The sequence below is a fragment of the Streptomyces sp. SID13666 genome, from assembly GCF_010548325.1.
Taxonomy (GTDB): Bacteria; Actinomycetota; Actinomycetes; order Streptomycetales; family Streptomycetaceae; genus Actinacidiphila; species Actinacidiphila fildesensis.
In genome coordinates this window covers 174,526-189,349 of the sequence record NZ_JAAGLX010000008.1, presented here as the reverse complement: position 1 = coordinate 189,349, position 14,824 = coordinate 174,526, and the positions used below count along the sequence as shown (strand labels likewise).

Genomic DNA, 14,824 nt, shown 5'->3' with positions numbered 1-14,824 from the left:
CCGGTCTTCCCGAAGGGGAAGGCCGGGCTCCTTTGCTCCTCTGGCGCTCGGATGAGCCGTGCAGTCAGGGACCCGCTCTTTGCGTCATCGTCACAACATGCAGCTGGGCTGGGCATGAGAGGGCCTCGTGCCCCGGGGCCGTCGCTGACCGCCGTTCGTGTTGACGCGTTCAGCACTTCAGGCAGTTTGCACAGCGGAACCCGCTGCGGTGGCCGGCACGGGCGAGGCAGAACCGCCGAACCCCAGGGTGCCCACGGTGGCGACAGTGTTGGTGGACGTCAGCGACGCCCCAGCACAGACTCCCCCCAACTGGCTCAAGGGGTGTTTCCGTCCCCGGTAGCGGTACAGCGCCGTACCCCTCTTGTCGGCCAGTTTGAAGGGCTCACCGTGTGTTGCCCGCCGCCTCCCCACCGCTGTACCGATTGGGTGACGCGGGACGGGGAGTCGCAGGGCGCACGGCGGACAGGCGCTCCACCGTGCCGGGCTCGGGCGCTCCAGAGGTGGCGGCTGGAAGATCGGCTAGGCGGCGAATCCGCCACACCAGGACCTCGCTCACCGAATCCGCGGTGCCCAATTCACGGCGTTGCACCGCTTCGGCTAGGAGGGTTGCTGGGTCGTGGCTGGCGGCTTCGGCCTCGGCGATGGTCGCGGCCAGTGCGTACCAGCCGGGTTCGGCGAGGATCCGTTCGGCCAGCTCCGGCACCGCTGCGCGCAGCAGTGCCGTCTGCCGTTGGAGCAGCGGCCGGTGCAGGCGTCGCCCGTGCTGGTACAGGACTGCGAGCGGTTGGGCGGCTGCGGCCTGGTAGGCGGACCGCAGGTGGTTGGCGGTTTGGAGGGCGGCGGCGGCCTGTTGCGCGTGCCCCTTCTTGGCGTGCCAGTGCGCGGTGGCGGTGATGAGGAAGAACAGCATGTCGATCGCCATCGCGGTCGTTGCACCGTCTTCGCCGCGGCCCAGGGCGGGCCCGCCGTGGACGAGGTCGCGGGCGGCCTGCCGCAGGGCACGGTCGTGCCCCCGTTGGGCCCGGACGTGGGAGCGCGAAGCGCGCTCGAACGCGGTTGCGGCGTCGCGCAGTTCGCGCCGGGTGTGGGCGGCGGAGGTCTTTGCGAGCGCGTCCAGGATCTCGCCGGTCGCCGCGATGTGGGCGGCGGCCTCCGGGTCGTTGCCGTGCTCGACGATCGTGATCGCTGTCCAGGCCGCCGACGCGGTCCGCCGGCGCGCGGCGGACGGGTTGCCGGCTGTCGCGCCGTCGGGTGCGCCCGTCGACGGAATTCGCTCGGAGTGGAGGTCGGCGGACCAGCGCTCTCGGATGCGGGGGAGGGATAGGTCCGGGGCGAGGCGTGCCCCGGGGTAGAACACGGGCTCGCCGTCTTTGTTGCGGTCGTCCGGTAGGGCCACTTTGTAGCCGAGGAGGTCGCCGGAGGGCGCGGCGCGTTTGCGGATCAGGAGGCCGGCTGCGGCGAGCCGGTCGAAGAATTCGGTCTCGCTGGTCGCGCCCGCCACTGCGCGCCGTACGGTCTCGCGCAGTTCTTCGCGGGCGGTGCGTTCGCGGCCCTGGCGTTTGGCCTTGTGGAGTTCGGCGCTGGTGGGGCGCTGGGCGGCGGTGCCGTCGCCGGGCACGACCCGGTGGAGTCCGAGTTCCTTTTCGATGAGGCGCGCTTCGGCTTGGGCTCGCTTCCCGGAGCGGTGGTGGTCGGGGCGGCGGCCATCTTCGCGGACGAGGGTGGCGATGATGTGGATGTGGTCGTCAGCGTGACGAACGGCAGCCCAGCGGCAGCCCGCGCCGTCGTGTGGGTCGATGCCGGTGGCGGCGACGATGCGGCGGGCGATGTCCGCCCATTGCTCGTCGGTAAGGATCGGGTCGTCGGGTGCGGCACGCACGGAGCAGTGCCATACGTGCTTGTCGGGTCGCTGGTCCGCGGCGAGGAGGTGGAGGGGCTGATCGAGCAGTTCTTGCAGGTCTTTCTTCGTCACGGTCGTGTCCCGGCCGGGGTCGGGGGACATGCCATCGAAGGAGGCGACGAGGTGCGGGTCGATGTGTTCTTCGTGGGTGCCTTTGCCGTAGAGGTAGTGCAGCAGTCCCAGCGTGTTGATTCCCTGCTTGTGGATTTGGGGGATCAAGGTGCCTCGCCTGCTTCCCGGTTGGCCACCCTGTTGGCGGCGGCTGTCACAGCGTCGGCCGCCCGGTGGATGTCGGCGATCACGTCTGTCAGGTGGGGCACGTCGCTGCCGGAGTTGAGTGCTGTGGCGGCCTGGTTGAGGTTGCTGCCGGCCCAGCCGAGCTGGCGGCGCATGGCGAACAGTTCGGTCAGCACGTCGCGCTCGGTGGCGATCGCGACGGCGGTGCGGGATTGATCACGTGCCATGGCCAGGCCGCAATAGGCGAGGAAGCCGGCCACGCTCATGCCGACGGTGTCTGCTCCGGCTTGGATGAGGGCGTGTTCGGCAGGGTTGAGGCGGACGCTGTGGGCGCGGCGCTGCTTCTTGTCGCGCGGGCGTGCTCTTCCCTTGGGCCGCACCGTTGGGGCGGTTCCTGGCTGCGATCCGCCCTCGGTCGCAGCCTTCCCGTCCGGCGCCCCCTGGTGCCGGTCGGTCCCCGCCACCCCAGGGGCGGGGACCGGTTCGGACGCACCCCCGACGGGGGAGTGTCCGAACCTCCATCTTGCTCGCCCTGAAACCGAGTTGAGGTCATGAGCGGGTTCCGGGGTGGTGGCGTTCTGGGTCGGGTTCGTCATCGGGATGCGGGCCTCGTGGAGTGGGTGCGGTGCTGGATGGTGGCGACCAGTTCGACGACCTCGGCTGCTCCTGCGAGGGCGTGGACGGGTCCGTCGGGCTGGTGTTGGATGAGCCACTGTGCGGTCGGGCCGAGGACGGCGGCGTGCAGGAGCCGTCGGCGGACCAGGACGTCCGCCCAGGCGCCGGCCTCGGCGGTCGTGGGCTCGGATGAACGGGGATGACGCGGTATCACGGCGTACCTCCTTAAGCAGGCCGGTAGCCCGGCGCCGAGCCGGGCCACCCATGGCGGATAGGGGCGATGAACTGCTGTTTTGCCCGGTTCAGCCGCACTCGGGGCAGCGCCCGACGTGGCTGTTGAGCGCCCGGGCCATCCGTGCCTTGGTCGATGCGGCCTGCTTCGCGCTGGACTTCGCCGCTGGCTTGCCCTGGTGCCGTGCGGAGTGGGCGAGCATGAAGCCGATCTCCCGCTCGTACTCCGCGCGGACGGTCTTGAACTGGTGGCACGTCTTCATCGGGTAGTGCTCCTGGTCCGGGTGGTGTTGTCGCTCCGCAGTTGCTGGAGGACAAGGCTCAGTCGTTCGTTCCGGCCGCCCGCCAGGCCCTCGCGCCGCAGGATCTCCCGCAGCTGGACCCTGGTAACCGCTTCGTTGCCGTCACGTGCAAGCAGAGACGGGACGTGGGGGCGGACCTGCTGGGCGAGCTGGTCCACCGACTGCTCCGACCCGCGCGGCGGACGCTGCGCCTGCGGGCTGCGGGACCGGCCGCTGCGCTTGCCCTTGGCCTTCGTGGTCGGATTCCGCGGCAGAGGAACCTTGTTCCCCGGCCTCGGTCCCCGGTCCCCGGTGGGGTCGGTCCCCGCGTTGGTGTGGCCCGGTCCCCGGTCCCCAATGGGTTCGGTCCTTGGCTCGGTCCCGTGCGGTACCGGTCCCCGGTGGGGTCGGTCCCCGACTCGGTCCCACCCGGTCCCCGAGCCGATTCAGGGGTCTGAGCTGCCACTTCAACCCCGGGTCGGTCGGTCCCCGCACTGCCGTTGCACCCCTGGTCCCGCTTCGTCCTGCCATCTTCGGTCCCCGAGTCAGGGTCCTCGGTTTCGGGGACCGGTCCCCTTTCCCTGTGCGGTCCCCGGTCCCCGATCAGTGCGGCGGGACGGGGACCGCCGATGGGGACCGCCCTACTGGAGGGGTTCGGGGTGGGGACCGTGGTGGCCGTTCCGTTGCCGTGGTGCGGGGACCAGGGGGAGGGGAGCGGGACCGTGGCGAGGGTGAGTGCGTGCCGGCGGGCGGCGAGTTGGTCGAGCAGCTGGGCGCGTTGGAGGGGGTCGGTGCCGACCGAGGCCCTGCCCAGAGCCTTCGACAGCCGCCTGGTGAGGCGTCGTCCGCGCCGTCCCTGCTGTTGCTGGGGGGTGCGTTCGGCCAGGCGGGCGGCCAGAGCGACCGCGCGCGAGGTGGCCCGGTCGCGGGTGATTTGTGCGGCGTCGCGGTCGCGGGCGGCGATGCCCAGGCGGGACAGCAGCCGCTCGTGCGCCTCCCGCCCCAAGGTGGTGAGCAGCCCGTGGGAGGCGGCGCCCGGGGTGCGCAGGCGCAGTTCGATGCCCATGGCCAGGTGCCAGAGCACCGCCGCCATGATCGGCCCGACGAAGGCCCGGACCGTGCCGCCGACCGGCCCGCTCTCGGCGTAGGCGGGGATCACCTGCACTCCAGTGATCACCCAGACCAGCGTGCCCGGCAGGCCCGGCGCCCCCTCGCTGGCCAAGTGTTCCCTAGCCATCAGGGCGGTTGCGAACAGCGCGAGTTCGGCGGCCGCGAACATCCCAACGCGCTCGGCGGTGCCGGCGATGTCGAGGAAGTCCGCGGCGAACCGCCACGAGGTGTCCGCGCTGTAGGCGGTGCAGCCGAGCGCGGCGAGGGCGGCGACCTTGACCGCCGGGCTGCCGAGACGTTTCTGCGGGCGGGCGATCTGACGGCGGATCGCCCGCCCGGTCAGCACCAGGGTGAGGGCGGCGAGGGGAGCGCCGATCGCGAGGAGCAGTGGCAGATCCGGAGCGGCACCAAGGGACAGGGCGGGGTGGGTCATGCGACCTTTCCGAGGGGGACGTGCAACGTGGCCGGCGCCGCCGGCTGCTGGGTGGTCGTCGGGACAGCCGGCTTGCGCTTCCGTTTCTTCTTGGGCTTCGGCACGCCGTACGTGCGGTCGCGGTCGAAGACCTTGAGGGCGGCTTGGCGCAGCAGGTCACGGGCGTGCTTGGGGCTGATCTGCAGGGCGCCGGCGAGCCGGGCGGTCCGCCAGCCGCGGACGTAGGCGTGGTCGATGACGGCCTGGCGCTCGTCCTCGGTCAGGTGCACGTCGCGCCCGTTGAAGAACGCGATGACGCGGGCGTAGTCGGTGCGTTTGTGCAACCCGTCGTGCCAGGGGCGCCGTTCGGCTTCGGTCAGGCCGCCCCAGATGCCCTCCTTGAGGACGTTCTCCAAGGCGAAGTTGAGGCAGTCGCGGCGCACCGGGCACCAGCCGCACAGCTCCTTCGCCTCGGCGATGTCTTCGTGGTCCCGGGGCCCGGGGAAGAACACGGCGTCGGCGTCCTCGACGTCCATGCCGTGGCACGCCCCGCGGATGTGCCAACTGGTGTCGCCGATGGCGCGCAGGCCGGTGGGTGGCGTGTGGTGGGTGGTGATGTGGCGCATGGTGGTCTCCGATGTGCTGCCGCGTCGGCCGGTCGTATCGGCGGGAGAAGGACGCGGGCGTCGGGCGGGGGCTGGCTGCGGCCCAGGGCAGGCGCTGTAGCCGCAGCAGGACGGCGGTGTGCTGGCGGGGCGATCAGGCCATCGAGGGCTGCTGGGCCTGCTGGGCCTGTTGGGCGGTGGCGAGGTCGCGGCGGCTGGGGTGCGCTGTGGCACACGGGGCGGTTCCGCGTGCTTTCCCGTCGGGGCCGGTCCGCCGACGGCGGCACGGCTCATCGATCGGGGCCAGGCACCAGTCGCAGCGCACCGCGAGGGCGTCGGGCCGGCCCTGGGCGACGGCCTCCTCGCGAGCTGCGCGGGCGGGCCGGTAGCGCGCGAGGGCTGCCCGGGGGGCGGGCGGTATGCAGGAGCCGACCTCCCGCAGCCGCGATTCCAGTTCCGGATCGCGCTGCCCGCTGGCGATGGCCCGGTACTGCACGGGCTGCGCACAGCCGGTGGCCACCGCGCGTCGGGAGCTGACCAGGGCGGCGGTCCAGGCGGCCTGGTCGTCTGGGTCGACGGCCGGGGTGGGGTCGGTGTGACGGCCCAGGCGGTCGCGCCGGTAGCTCTCCCACGGTCGGCCGATATCGGCCGCCACGATCGGGTATGGCGAGATGCGGATGTGGTTGCGGGCGGCGATGCGGGCGTCCCAGCCGTGTGGTGTGGCCATCGGCACGTCGCCGAGCAGCTCGTGCCACTGGGCGAGCTGGTCGCGGGCCTCGCCCTGGTCGGTGCGGCTGGTACGGGGGTCGAGTCGGCCGATGTAGGCCAGCAGGGCGGCGATTTCGCGGCGATCCACGGGGTACCTACTCCGTTCCGGTCGGCTCGTCGAGAGCGGCCAGCAGGGCTGCGGTGTGGGCCTCAGCGCGGGTCATCCCGCCCGGCTGCGCGGGGCCCTGGCCGGGCAGGGCGTAGAGATTCGGGCGGCCCGGGGGGTGCTCCCGGGCGACCCAGGAGCGCCAGTCGGCAGCCCACACTCCCGCCGACTTCAAGCCCCGGTCCGCGCGGTGCGCCCGCCACTTCGCGTCGGCCGCCCGCAGGCCCTCCTCGCCGAGGCGGTCGAGGTGCCCTTGCTGGCGGGCCCAGGTGTGGGTTGCTGGGTCGACCTTCCACCCGCTGGCCGAGGTGACGGTGCCAGCCCTACTGCTGTACCTACGGTTCACCTTCGGTTCACTACGGTTCTGGGGGGCGGAATCCGTACCCTCGAGGGTGCGGATTCCGTACCGTCGAGGGGTCGGATTCCGTCGCGAGGGGTCGGATTTCGCACCGGTCGGATTCCGTTGCGAGGGGTCGGATTCCGTACCCTTGACGGGCCAGATCGAGTACCTCCGGAGTTCCTCTGGCACCAGCTCGGGCACCGGGTCCATGGCGCAGGACTCGACCTGGTCGACGCGCACGTTCGGGTCCTCCTTCCTGAACACGGCGAGATTGACCAGGAAGGCGGCGGCGCGGGTCAGGCGGTAGACCGTGGCCCGCTGCGGGCCCTGGTAGTCGGCGAGCAGCTGCAGCTCGTCGCCGTCCGTGAGGGCCTTCAGCGCCGCACGCACTGCGGTCCGCGATGCGTTCGTGCGCTCGACCAGGCTGCCCAGGGAGGCCCAGGCCACGCCCTGCTCGTCGGGGACCCGGTCGGCGATCGACAGCAGGACCAGGCGTGCGACCCCCCGGCTGGAGCTGTGCTCCCACACCCATTCGCGGGCATCGGCGCTCATCGGCCACTCCCGTTGCCGGAGCGGGGCGGATGGCCTGGACAGGGCGCGGTGGTGTTTTCCAGACCGGGGCGGTACAGGGCCGAGGTCGGGCTGGTTGCCGTGCAGGCCCGTCGGATGGGCCTTTTGCGCGGGGCAGGAGGCATGCAAGAATCTCCTTCGCAGTGATGCCACGCTGAGACGCCCCTGGAAGGGATCAGCGTGGTGATAGTGGGCAATCTCCGCCCTTGCCGGGGCGGTTTATGCCGTGAAGCGCTCGGCGTCCAGGAGTTCGTATCTCCGCGGGCGCCGTCGCTTTCGGATCCGTGTAGTCCGGTCCCTGCGTTGCTCACCTCTCACATCGCGCCGCCGGGCCAGGCTGACCGGGCACGACGAACATACGCACGACCCCGCGCCAAGATCCAGAGTTGGTTCTCAAACTCTGTAGTAGTTGCAGAGAGTGACGAGACGTGCGGCTTCGTAGCAACCTACAGATGCTCGCTCAGACGGGCGGGAATCCTTGCCGTGGCTCCCGAAAACGCCGTGGTCTGGAAGGGCAAAATGCGTCGAGGGCAGGAGCGCCGCGTTGCCGGTCACTATCGATTCGACTTGTTGGTCAAGATGAGTGTCCGATCCAAGCTGCAACGTGCCGCGATGTCGGACGCAGGCTATTCGGTGCCGAACCGGCGCGAAGGGGCAGCCATTGTTCGTCAGGCCGCACGCCCGAGTGGCAGCACCGCTATCCTCTTGTGTAACGCGTTGATGGAGACGAGTAGTCAAGGATCCCGCGAGTCGAGAGAGCTGCCGGTAGCTGAGAAGGCAGCCTCGCACCCTTGGCGAAGACCCTCCTGAGCGCGGGGAGAAAAGGCCCTCGGGCCCAATGCCCCGCCGGTTGGCCACCGTCATCAGGCACGAATGAGGCCGCCGCTGTCTGGCGGTGGCAAAGGCGTGGTGGCACCGCGAGTACCCTTCTCGCCCACGCTCCCAAGGGATCATGACGACGCCCCTGGAGGGCTGCGATGATCCACACGACAAGCCGCGTACTGGTCTCTGACCTGCGAGAACATGTCGGTCAAACCGTTTCGATCTCGGGCTGGGTGAACACTCTCCGCCTGCAGCGCACGATGCAATTCGTTCTCGTGCGGGACCACACCGGCATGGCCCAGGTGACCCACAAGCGCGACGACAGCGAGCTGGAATCGCAGCTCGAACATTGCACCACCGAGTCCGCCGTCCGGATCGTCGGCCGTGTCGTGGACAACCCGGTGGTCAAGCTCGGCGGGCTGGAGATCATCCCCGAGTCCGTAGAGATCCTGAACCGGGCCGAGGCACCGCTGCCGATCGACGAGCACACCGGCCTGGAGCAGCGCTTGGACTGGCGCTTCCTGGATGTCCGTAGGCGCCCGGCCGCGCAGCTGCTGTTCGCTGTGCAGACCACCCTTGAGCAGGGGATGCGCGAGTTCGCGTACGCGCAGGGCTGCACCGAGATGCATACCCCGAAGCTCATGGGTACCGCGTCGGAGTCCGGGGCTGAGGTGTTCAAGCTCGGCTACTTCGACCGTTCCGCCTACCTCGCGCAGTCGCCGCAGTTCTTCAAGCAGATGGCGATCGCCGCCGGCATCGACCGTGTCTTCGAGATCGGCCCGGTCTTCCGCGCCGAGCCGTCCTTCACCTCTCGGCACGCCACGGAGTTCACCGGCGTGGACGTCGAGCTGGCGTGGATCTTGGACGTCGAGGACGTGATGGTCTTTGAGGAGCAGATGCTCGCTCACGCCATCGCGAAGGTCGCCGAGGTACACGGCGAGGCGGTCCGGGAACTGCTCGGCGTGGAGGTGGTGGTGCCGCAGACGCCGTTCCCGCGGATCACCATGGCGCAGGCGCAGGAGATCCTGCGCGCCAAGGGCTGGGACCCCGAGGGCGTCAAGGAGGACCTGGACCCGGAAGGCGAGCGGGGCATCGCCGCCCATATCAAGGAGCAGACCGGGCACGAGTTCGTGTTCATCACGCACTACCCCACGAGCATCCGGCCGTTCTACCACATGCGGCCCGCCGACCAGCCGGGGCTGACGCTCAGCTTCGACCTTCTGTGGAAGGGCCTGGAGGTCACCACCGGGGCTCAGCGCGAGCACCGCTATGACGTGCTGCTCAAGCAGGCCGCGGAGAAGGGCATGGGCACCGAGCCGTTGCAGGACTACCTGAACGCGTTCCGTTACGGCTGCCCGCCACACGGTGGCCTCGGTATGGGCCTCGGCCGGGTGCTGATGGTCATGCTCGGGCTCGACTCGATCCGCGAAGCCACCTTCCTGTTCCGCGGGCCGAACCGACTGACCCCGTAAGGCGGTTGCGCCCGGTCCCGATAGGGCCGGGCGCTTGGGGTGCTGCGATCAGATTGCAGCACCCCAAGCGCCCGGGGAATCAGGCTGGCTCCTGGCGAGGAGCTCGGCAGCACCTACGCCGTGCCCTGTTGCCGCTTCCGAGGCGCCCTTTGCCCGCGTGGCGGCCCGCCGCCGGTCCCACTCAACGGCAAGAGGGATGTCAGGGGCGCCCCGCTGTTCCAGGAGCCGAACAGGTCACGGTTGAGGGCGACGATGTTGTGTTTGACGGCGAGGTCCCGGGCGGCCTTGCCGTACGCGCAGGTGGCGACGAACAGGGCGACGTCCGCGTGGTGCTCTGCGAAGGCCATGCCGACGAACTTCTGCATGTCACCGCTGGGCACCGAGCGGTGGGGCGCGTAGTGCTTGACCTGTACGACCAGTCGCCGGCCGTCGGGCATGCGGCCGATGACGTCGGCAGCCAGATCGCCTGAGCCGCCGCTCACGAAGACATCGGTGCACCCGTCACGGCGGCACAGCTCCGCCACGTAGTGCTCGAAGTCCTGCCAGCTCATGGCGTCGATAGCAACCATGGACCGTTCCAGCTCCATCCGGCGGTTCTGCTCTCGCCACACCTGATCACCGGCTCGCTCGCGCCGATGCGCCCGCCACCCGAACCAGCACGCCGCCCCCCCACCCCCGGCGACAGCGACCTCCAGCACGATCCACGGGATCTGCCAGAGCGCGAAGAGCACCACTGCGACTCCGCCCGATGCCACAGCTGCTCGTTGGCGTAGTTCGCGGCGGCGCTGCGCTTTGGAACGGCGTCCCTTCCGTTTGGGCATGGAGTCCCTTCCCCGTTGGTGAACTGCTGGGCAGTGTGGGAGCGCGCGGCGGTACTGCCAAGGCGGCGTTTCCGGCCATGGTCAGTAGCGGGGGTTCCTCAGGTCGGTCAGCCATGCCTGCTCGGGGTGCTCATCCCAGTGTCTGCGCAGGGCGATCTCGCGCTCCGCGTAGCGGCCTTGGTGGCACAGGCCGCCGTGGGACAGGGTGACGCTCATGCTCAGCGGGCTCTCCCCGGTGACCCAGTGCGGGGTGAGGGCGTGGCTCCACAGCAGGTTGCCGGGTTTCATGCGCACGGACTGACGGGCAGCAGGGTCATGTGCCGGCGGCTGCTCGGTGGTGATCTCGCCGGAGACAGCCGTCTCTGCGGTGACCATCCGGTCCGGGCTTCGGTAGCTGTGGAAGGTCTTGACGCCTTCTACCTGCCACACCAGGCCGTGCGAGTTGTCCGAGTGGTACGTGGAGTTGCTTGCCGGCCCGGAGATGAACAGCGCCGGCGAGCACCGATGCCAAGTAAACCCTTGGCCGGCCAGGAACGTACGCCACGGGATCATGACCTGCGCCTGGAAGTCGTGCAGGAGTCCGCCGTAGAAACGGCTGAGATTGAAGTGCGCCAGGCGGAAGGGCCAGGACAGGAACTCGTCGAGGGGCGCGGTGCGGGCAGCCAAGGATCGGGCGGTCCGCACCGCGCTGCTGATGTCGCCGAGGACCGTGATGCGCGCTTCCTCGTCCCGGCGCACGATGTCGAGCACCTCCCGGGCGTCGGGGAAGGTGAGAGGGAACGGGATGAGGTTCGCGGCGACCGGGAAGTTCGGCGGGTTCCTCCAGCGTGCGGTCAACTCTTCTACGGTGGTCACGGGATGCGGCGTCATAGAGAACCTCGCAGGTCAGACGTCCGCCCGGCACAAGGCCGCACAGTCCGGGCTCACACGGTCTTGCGGCGGGACGCTGAGGAAGCGGGCGATGTCGGCGCGAGGCCCGAGTACGCTGCTAGATTCCCGGCCGTACGGGCAGCGCCGGAGATCGCCCTTGGCGGAGACATACACGGTGGGCGAGCAGCAAGGGTGGCCATCCTCGGGCGAGAGGGTCGCGGCCTGGATGGTGTCCAGGTGCTCCTCGTAGCCGGCCCCCAGCCGGAAGTGGCGGTTGAGGACCTGGGCGTCGATCCGGTGCTGGCTGAGGTACTCCGTGGCGGTCATGCCGGCACGCTGGAGGGCTGCGGCATCGAGGGTGACAGGGCTCAGCTGGAGCTCAACGCCCGCTGCGACGACGTGCTCAGCGATCTCGCGGCATTCTTCGGCGGTGACCTGCCAGCAGGTGAGGTGAAGAATCTTGGTCGGCGTATCGGCCCCCTGGAGGGTGGCGACAGCGGACGGCACGGTGCGGGTCGTCCGGCCAAGAACTCTGGCTCTTTCCGAATCGGCGGAGACAGTCACGTTGTGCAGGAGATGAGCGATCGCCTCCAGAGCGGATACCTCGGCCTCGGTTCGGGCGGAGGTGACCATGGAAACGGGCATACCGAATTGGTGGGCGAGCCTTACGAGCTGCCGCAGGTCGGGATGGTGGGTTGGTTCACCACCCGTGAGGCAGATGCCCCGGATCCCAAATTCCTTCAGTCTGGACAGGGTCCGGGTGTACGTGGGGATGTCGAGGAAGCCGTGCGCGCGGTCGGGGCGGAGGCAGAAGCCACAGGCGATCTTGCAGTGGCCTGCTGTGCTGACCAGCGCGGAGTGGAATCCGCCCAACTGAGTGGCGGGGGGCAGGTTGAGGTCGGTGTTGGTGTTCATTGCACCCCCGTGTTGTCCCAGGCGGCGATCTCCACGGAGCTGGTGTAGAAGGCGCACATCTGCGGGTCGGGGGCGTTTCCGCCGATGAGGGCCTGTTCGTTGCGAGAGGGGCCACCACAGATAGCGAGCGCTGGGCAATCACCGCAGGCCGCATAGGGTGCGATGGGCTTGGCGATGGAGGCCAAGAGATCGGGGTTCTGGCGCAGCTCGTCGAGGGTGTGGATGAAGGTTGGTTCTTCGAAGTTGATGTCGCACAGGCTGATCCGGCCGCCGCGCAGCAGCGCGGCGTTGAGACTGCGATCGCCCTGCATATGGTCGAGAAGCATCGGACGTCGGGTATCGAGGGCCTGGAAGGCCCGGTCGAGGACGGAGAACACCATGCCGCCTTGGGCCAGCGCGACCATCCGGGCCTGATACAGCTCATGGGCGAGGTCGCGGCCGTTAATCCGCCAGCGCCCGCCTGAAGGAATGGGGGTATTGGCGTAGATGAACGTCAGCCCCAACTCCTCGATGATCCACGTCACCGCTTCACCCAGCCGGCCGACGTTGGCCGCGGTGGGGGTGAGATTGGCACCGACGTGGATGCCTTCCGCCGCCACCAGGCGCCGCACGTTGGCGCGAATCCGGTCGTCGGCGGGCTGCCCGCCGAGCAATGTGCGGTTGACGGAGTTGACCGCCGGCGGCCCGTCGATGGAGATCCCGACGCCGTACTCGTAGCGGGCGAAGTGCGCGAGCATCTCGTCCGTCAGGCGGGCACCGTTGGTCACCACGGTGCGGCGGATGCGCTGGACCCCATACTTGGCGGCCAGTTCGTCGGCGAGCTCATCTCCATACTGCATGAGGTCGAATCGGATGGTCGGCTCGCCCCCGAACCACTGGATGGCGACTTCCTTCTGCCCGACGTTGTCCTCGAAGAGGCACGTCAGTCCTTCGGCGATTTCTTCCTGCGTCATGTCGTCCGCACCGGTGTTCGTGTGGACGAAGCAGTAGTCGCAGGTCATGTTGCACTTCGTGGTGATGACGACCCGTAGACCGCTGATCCGGCTCGGGGCCGCATCGAGGCCGAGCAATTCAAGGCGGTGGAGGAGTGCTTCACGCCGGCTGACGGTTGGCCCGTCGGAAGTGAAGCCGAGCTCTGAAAGAGCGGTGTGGGTAGTGGTCGGGGGGACCGCGGAGAGGTCGATAACCTCCCCGCGGTCGAGGTACACACTGTTCAGCGCGACCGGGTCGAGGAGAACGGTCTCGCCGTCCCGGTCGAACTGAATGTATTTCCCCCACAGAAGGCCAGAGGCATCCATGGGATCAGGCGGCCTCTTCTTCGGCGATCCCGAGGCCAGCCATGGCGTTGCGGATGGCCTCCTCCGAGAGGGACTGGAGGACGGAGGACGCGGCAGGCGAGCCCCCGTCCGACAGGACGATCATGCCGGGCAGGGTCGGGTTGGCGGCGATGACGGTGATGCCGGCAGGCGCCGTGCTGATGACCATGATGGCGTTCTCCAGCGGAACCCAGCTCAGCTGGTCTTTGACCGCCTCCAGGATCTGAGCCTGCTTGGTCTGGAAGGAGTCACGCTCTCCCATCCAGACACCGGCCTTGGTCTTGGAGTCGACGACATCCGCGTAGAGCAGGTGGTCGTTCTTTGTGCGGCGAGGCGTTGGCATGTTCGCATCTCTCCATTGGTTGATACCGATGGCGTGCGTGCTCCGGACCAGGTGATTCCACCTGCTGGTGCCGCACCTTGTCTCGGTATGGAGCCTCGCCCATTCACCGCAGGTGCGCACATTTCAGGCGTGATATCACCGCGGTGATAGGGAGATTCGGAACCCTTTCCCAGTCACCGCAGTAGCGGTGAATAGGCGGGAGACAAGCGCGGACCACGCGAAGCGGGGGAGTCAGTGCCACGGCCGCTCGCGGGCCGAAGAGGTTGCGCCTACGAGAGGTGCTCGCACAGGGCAGAACCGTCTCAATGGCCGCGGTCTCAGTCACCCGGGATGAGGGTGTAGCCGACGAATGCCGCGAGCGCGCCTTACGGACGGAGCGGGATGGTGTGAGCCACGTCCCAACGGTAAGCACGGTTCTCTCGGCGCAACTCGACCAGATGCACTTCCCGGACGTCCAGCACCTGCGGCGGCAGGGCGCGCAAGGGCTGGATCCGTTCCCGGACGCGTTCGGCATCCATCGTCCGGTTGCAGTAGGCGACCCCCAGGTGAGGACGGAAGTCTTGAGGGCTGCGACCTTCGTGAACCCCGATATCGGTGCACGCGGTATCCACGGCCTCGTGGAGCGCCAGCAGAGGTTCCCAGGGGGCGAGGCTCATGCGTACGGCGCCCCGGGAACCGGCAATCGGAATGGCCTGGAGCGTGAATGACGGAACGTCGTGGCACCGGAGGCGGGCCGCGTCCGCCAGGTCTTGCAAGGTCTGTTTGTCGACTTGGCGGGCGTCGCCGATGCGGGCAATCGTCACGTGGAGACCGTCGGACGGAACGCGGTCGAAGGTATGCCTCGGCAGGGGCTGCTGACACTGGACAGCCAGCTGCGCGATTTCGGGGGAGTGCTCTGTGGTGAGGAACCAGTAGTAGCGCCGGGTACTGGCACTCCAGCCTGGTCGATCCCAGTGATCGTTCATTTCAGACAGAGCGGAGAAGGCTCGCCATTCGTGATCTGTGATCGTCTGCGGATCGCTCAGGGAAGCAGGGGGATCGACGGGGAAGGCCGCGGAGCGGGCCGAGTGGTGGACCGGGTTCACCGGAC

At 69.0% G+C, this 14,824-nt stretch carries 15 protein-coding genes and 1 other annotated feature; of the genes, 1 reads left to right on the top strand and 14 read right to left on the bottom strand.

The annotated features are described in order from the left end of the window. Positions 1-382 precede the first annotated feature (382 nt). From G3I60_RS14590 to G3I60_RS14555, 8 genes are all read right to left on the bottom strand, one after another. Entirely contained in the window at positions 383-2,119 is a 1,737-nt protein-coding gene (locus G3I60_RS14590; RefSeq protein ID WP_203672912.1) for a relaxase/mobilization nuclease domain-containing protein, read from the bottom strand. Then, complete coding sequence (locus tag G3I60_RS14585) at positions 2,116-2,517, bottom strand: mobilization protein (RefSeq protein WP_239069823.1); 402 nt, start codon at positions 2,515-2,517, stop codon at positions 2,116-2,118. The genes G3I60_RS14590 and G3I60_RS14585 overlap by 4 nt, the downstream gene beginning before the upstream one ends. 212 nt (positions 2,518-2,729) lie before the next feature. Next, the gene (locus G3I60_RS14580) at positions 2,730-2,966 is read right to left on the bottom strand and encodes a hypothetical protein (protein WP_343241311.1); all 237 of its coding nucleotides are present in this window, start codon (positions 2,964-2,966) and stop codon (positions 2,730-2,732) included. 88 nt (positions 2,967-3,054) lie between these two features. Next, positions 3,055-3,246: a hypothetical protein gene (locus G3I60_RS14575; RefSeq protein ID WP_164295338.1), complete on the bottom strand. Its 192-nt coding sequence runs from the start codon at positions 3,244-3,246 to the stop codon at positions 3,055-3,057. A 58-nt stretch (positions 3,247-3,304) separates the two neighbouring features. Continuing rightward, on the bottom strand, positions 3,305-4,807 hold the full coding sequence (locus tag G3I60_RS14570; protein ID WP_239069822.1) for a hypothetical protein: 1,503 nt from the start codon (positions 4,805-4,807) through the stop codon (positions 3,305-3,307). After that, positions 4,804-5,412 carry a WhiB family transcriptional regulator gene (locus tag G3I60_RS14565; RefSeq protein WP_164295337.1) on the bottom strand — a complete coding sequence of 203 codons (609 nt, stop codon included), beginning with the start codon at positions 5,410-5,412 and terminating at the stop codon, positions 4,804-4,806. Before G3I60_RS14565 ends, G3I60_RS14570 begins: the two co-directional genes overlap by 4 nt. Positions 5,413-5,545: 133 nt before the next feature. Next, entirely contained in the window at positions 5,546-6,247 is a 702-nt protein-coding gene (locus G3I60_RS14560; protein WP_164295336.1) for a hypothetical protein, read from the bottom strand. Between the two features lie 7 nt (positions 6,248-6,254). Continuing rightward, the gene (locus tag G3I60_RS14555; RefSeq protein WP_164295335.1) at positions 6,255-7,157 is read right to left on the bottom strand and encodes a helix-turn-helix domain-containing protein; all 903 of its coding nucleotides are present in this window, start codon (positions 7,155-7,157) and stop codon (positions 6,255-6,257) included. 726 nt (positions 7,158-7,883) lie between these two features. After that, positions 7,884-8,116: a binding site (T-box leader), on the top strand. A gap of 36 nt (positions 8,117-8,152) precedes the next feature. Here G3I60_RS14555 and aspS point away from each other — a divergent pair. Then, the gene (aspS, locus tag G3I60_RS14550) at positions 8,153-9,469 is read left to right on the top strand and encodes an aspartate--tRNA(Asn) ligase (protein WP_164295334.1); all 1,317 of its coding nucleotides are present in this window, start codon (positions 8,153-8,155) and stop codon (positions 9,467-9,469) included. A 113-nt stretch (positions 9,470-9,582) separates the two neighbouring features. Here the strand turns inward: aspS and G3I60_RS14545 are convergent, their stop codons facing one another. The 6 genes from G3I60_RS14545 to G3I60_RS14520 all read right to left on the bottom strand — a co-directional run bounded on the left by G3I60_RS14545 (position 9,583) and on the right by G3I60_RS14520 (position 14,819). Then, on the bottom strand, positions 9,583-10,224 hold the full coding sequence (locus tag G3I60_RS14545; protein WP_343241308.1) for a restriction endonuclease: 642 nt from the start codon (positions 10,222-10,224) through the stop codon (positions 9,583-9,585). Between the two features lie 147 nt (positions 10,225-10,371). After that, on the bottom strand, positions 10,372-11,145 hold the full coding sequence (locus tag G3I60_RS14540; protein ID WP_164295331.1) for a hypothetical protein: 774 nt from the start codon (positions 11,143-11,145) through the stop codon (positions 10,372-10,374). Positions 11,146-11,175: 30 nt separating this feature from the next. Further along, positions 11,176-12,075, bottom strand: coding sequence for a radical SAM protein (locus tag G3I60_RS14535; protein ID WP_164295332.1), 900 nt, complete (start codon positions 12,073-12,075; stop codon positions 11,176-11,178). Beyond that, on the bottom strand, positions 12,072-13,373 hold the full coding sequence (locus G3I60_RS14530) for a radical SAM protein (RefSeq protein WP_203672906.1): 1,302 nt from the start codon (positions 13,371-13,373) through the stop codon (positions 12,072-12,074). The genes G3I60_RS14535 and G3I60_RS14530 overlap by 4 nt, the downstream gene beginning before the upstream one ends. 4 nt (positions 13,374-13,377) lie before the next feature. Further along, positions 13,378-13,734 carry a hypothetical protein gene (locus G3I60_RS14525; protein ID WP_164295319.1) on the bottom strand — a complete coding sequence of 119 codons (357 nt, stop codon included), beginning with the start codon at positions 13,732-13,734 and terminating at the stop codon, positions 13,378-13,380. 365 nt (positions 13,735-14,099) lie between these two features. Further along, entirely contained in the window at positions 14,100-14,819 is a 720-nt protein-coding gene (locus G3I60_RS14520) for a 2'-5' RNA ligase family protein (RefSeq protein WP_343241298.1), read from the bottom strand. Between the last annotated feature and the right edge of the window lie 5 nt (positions 14,820-14,824).

Coding starts and splice junctions, on each gene's coding strand:
- G3I60_RS14575 (WP_164295338.1), bottom strand. CDS start 3,246: ATGAAGACGTGCCACCAGTTCAAGACCGTCCGCGCGGAGTACGAGCGG.
- G3I60_RS14570 (WP_239069822.1), bottom strand. CDS start 4,807: ATGACCCACCCCGCCCTGTCCCTTGGTGCCGCTCCGGATCTGCCACTG.
- G3I60_RS14565 (WP_164295337.1), bottom strand. CDS start 5,412: ATGCGCCACATCACCACCCACCACACGCCACCCACCGGCCTGCGCGCC.
- G3I60_RS14555 (WP_164295335.1), bottom strand. CDS start 7,157: ATGAGCGCCGATGCCCGCGAATGGGTGTGGGAGCACAGCTCCAGCCGG.
- aspS (WP_164295334.1), top strand. CDS start 8,153: ATGATCCACACGACAAGCCGCGTACTGGTCTCTGACCTGCGAGAACAT.
- G3I60_RS14535 (WP_164295332.1), bottom strand. CDS start 12,075: ATGAACACCAACACCGACCTCAACCTGCCCCCCGCCACTCAGTTGGGC.
- G3I60_RS14530 (WP_203672906.1), bottom strand. CDS start 13,373: ATGGATGCCTCTGGCCTTCTGTGGGGGAAATACATTCAGTTCGACCGG.
- G3I60_RS14525 (WP_164295319.1), bottom strand. CDS start 13,734: ATGCCAACGCCTCGCCGCACAAAGAACGACCACCTGCTCTACGCGGAT.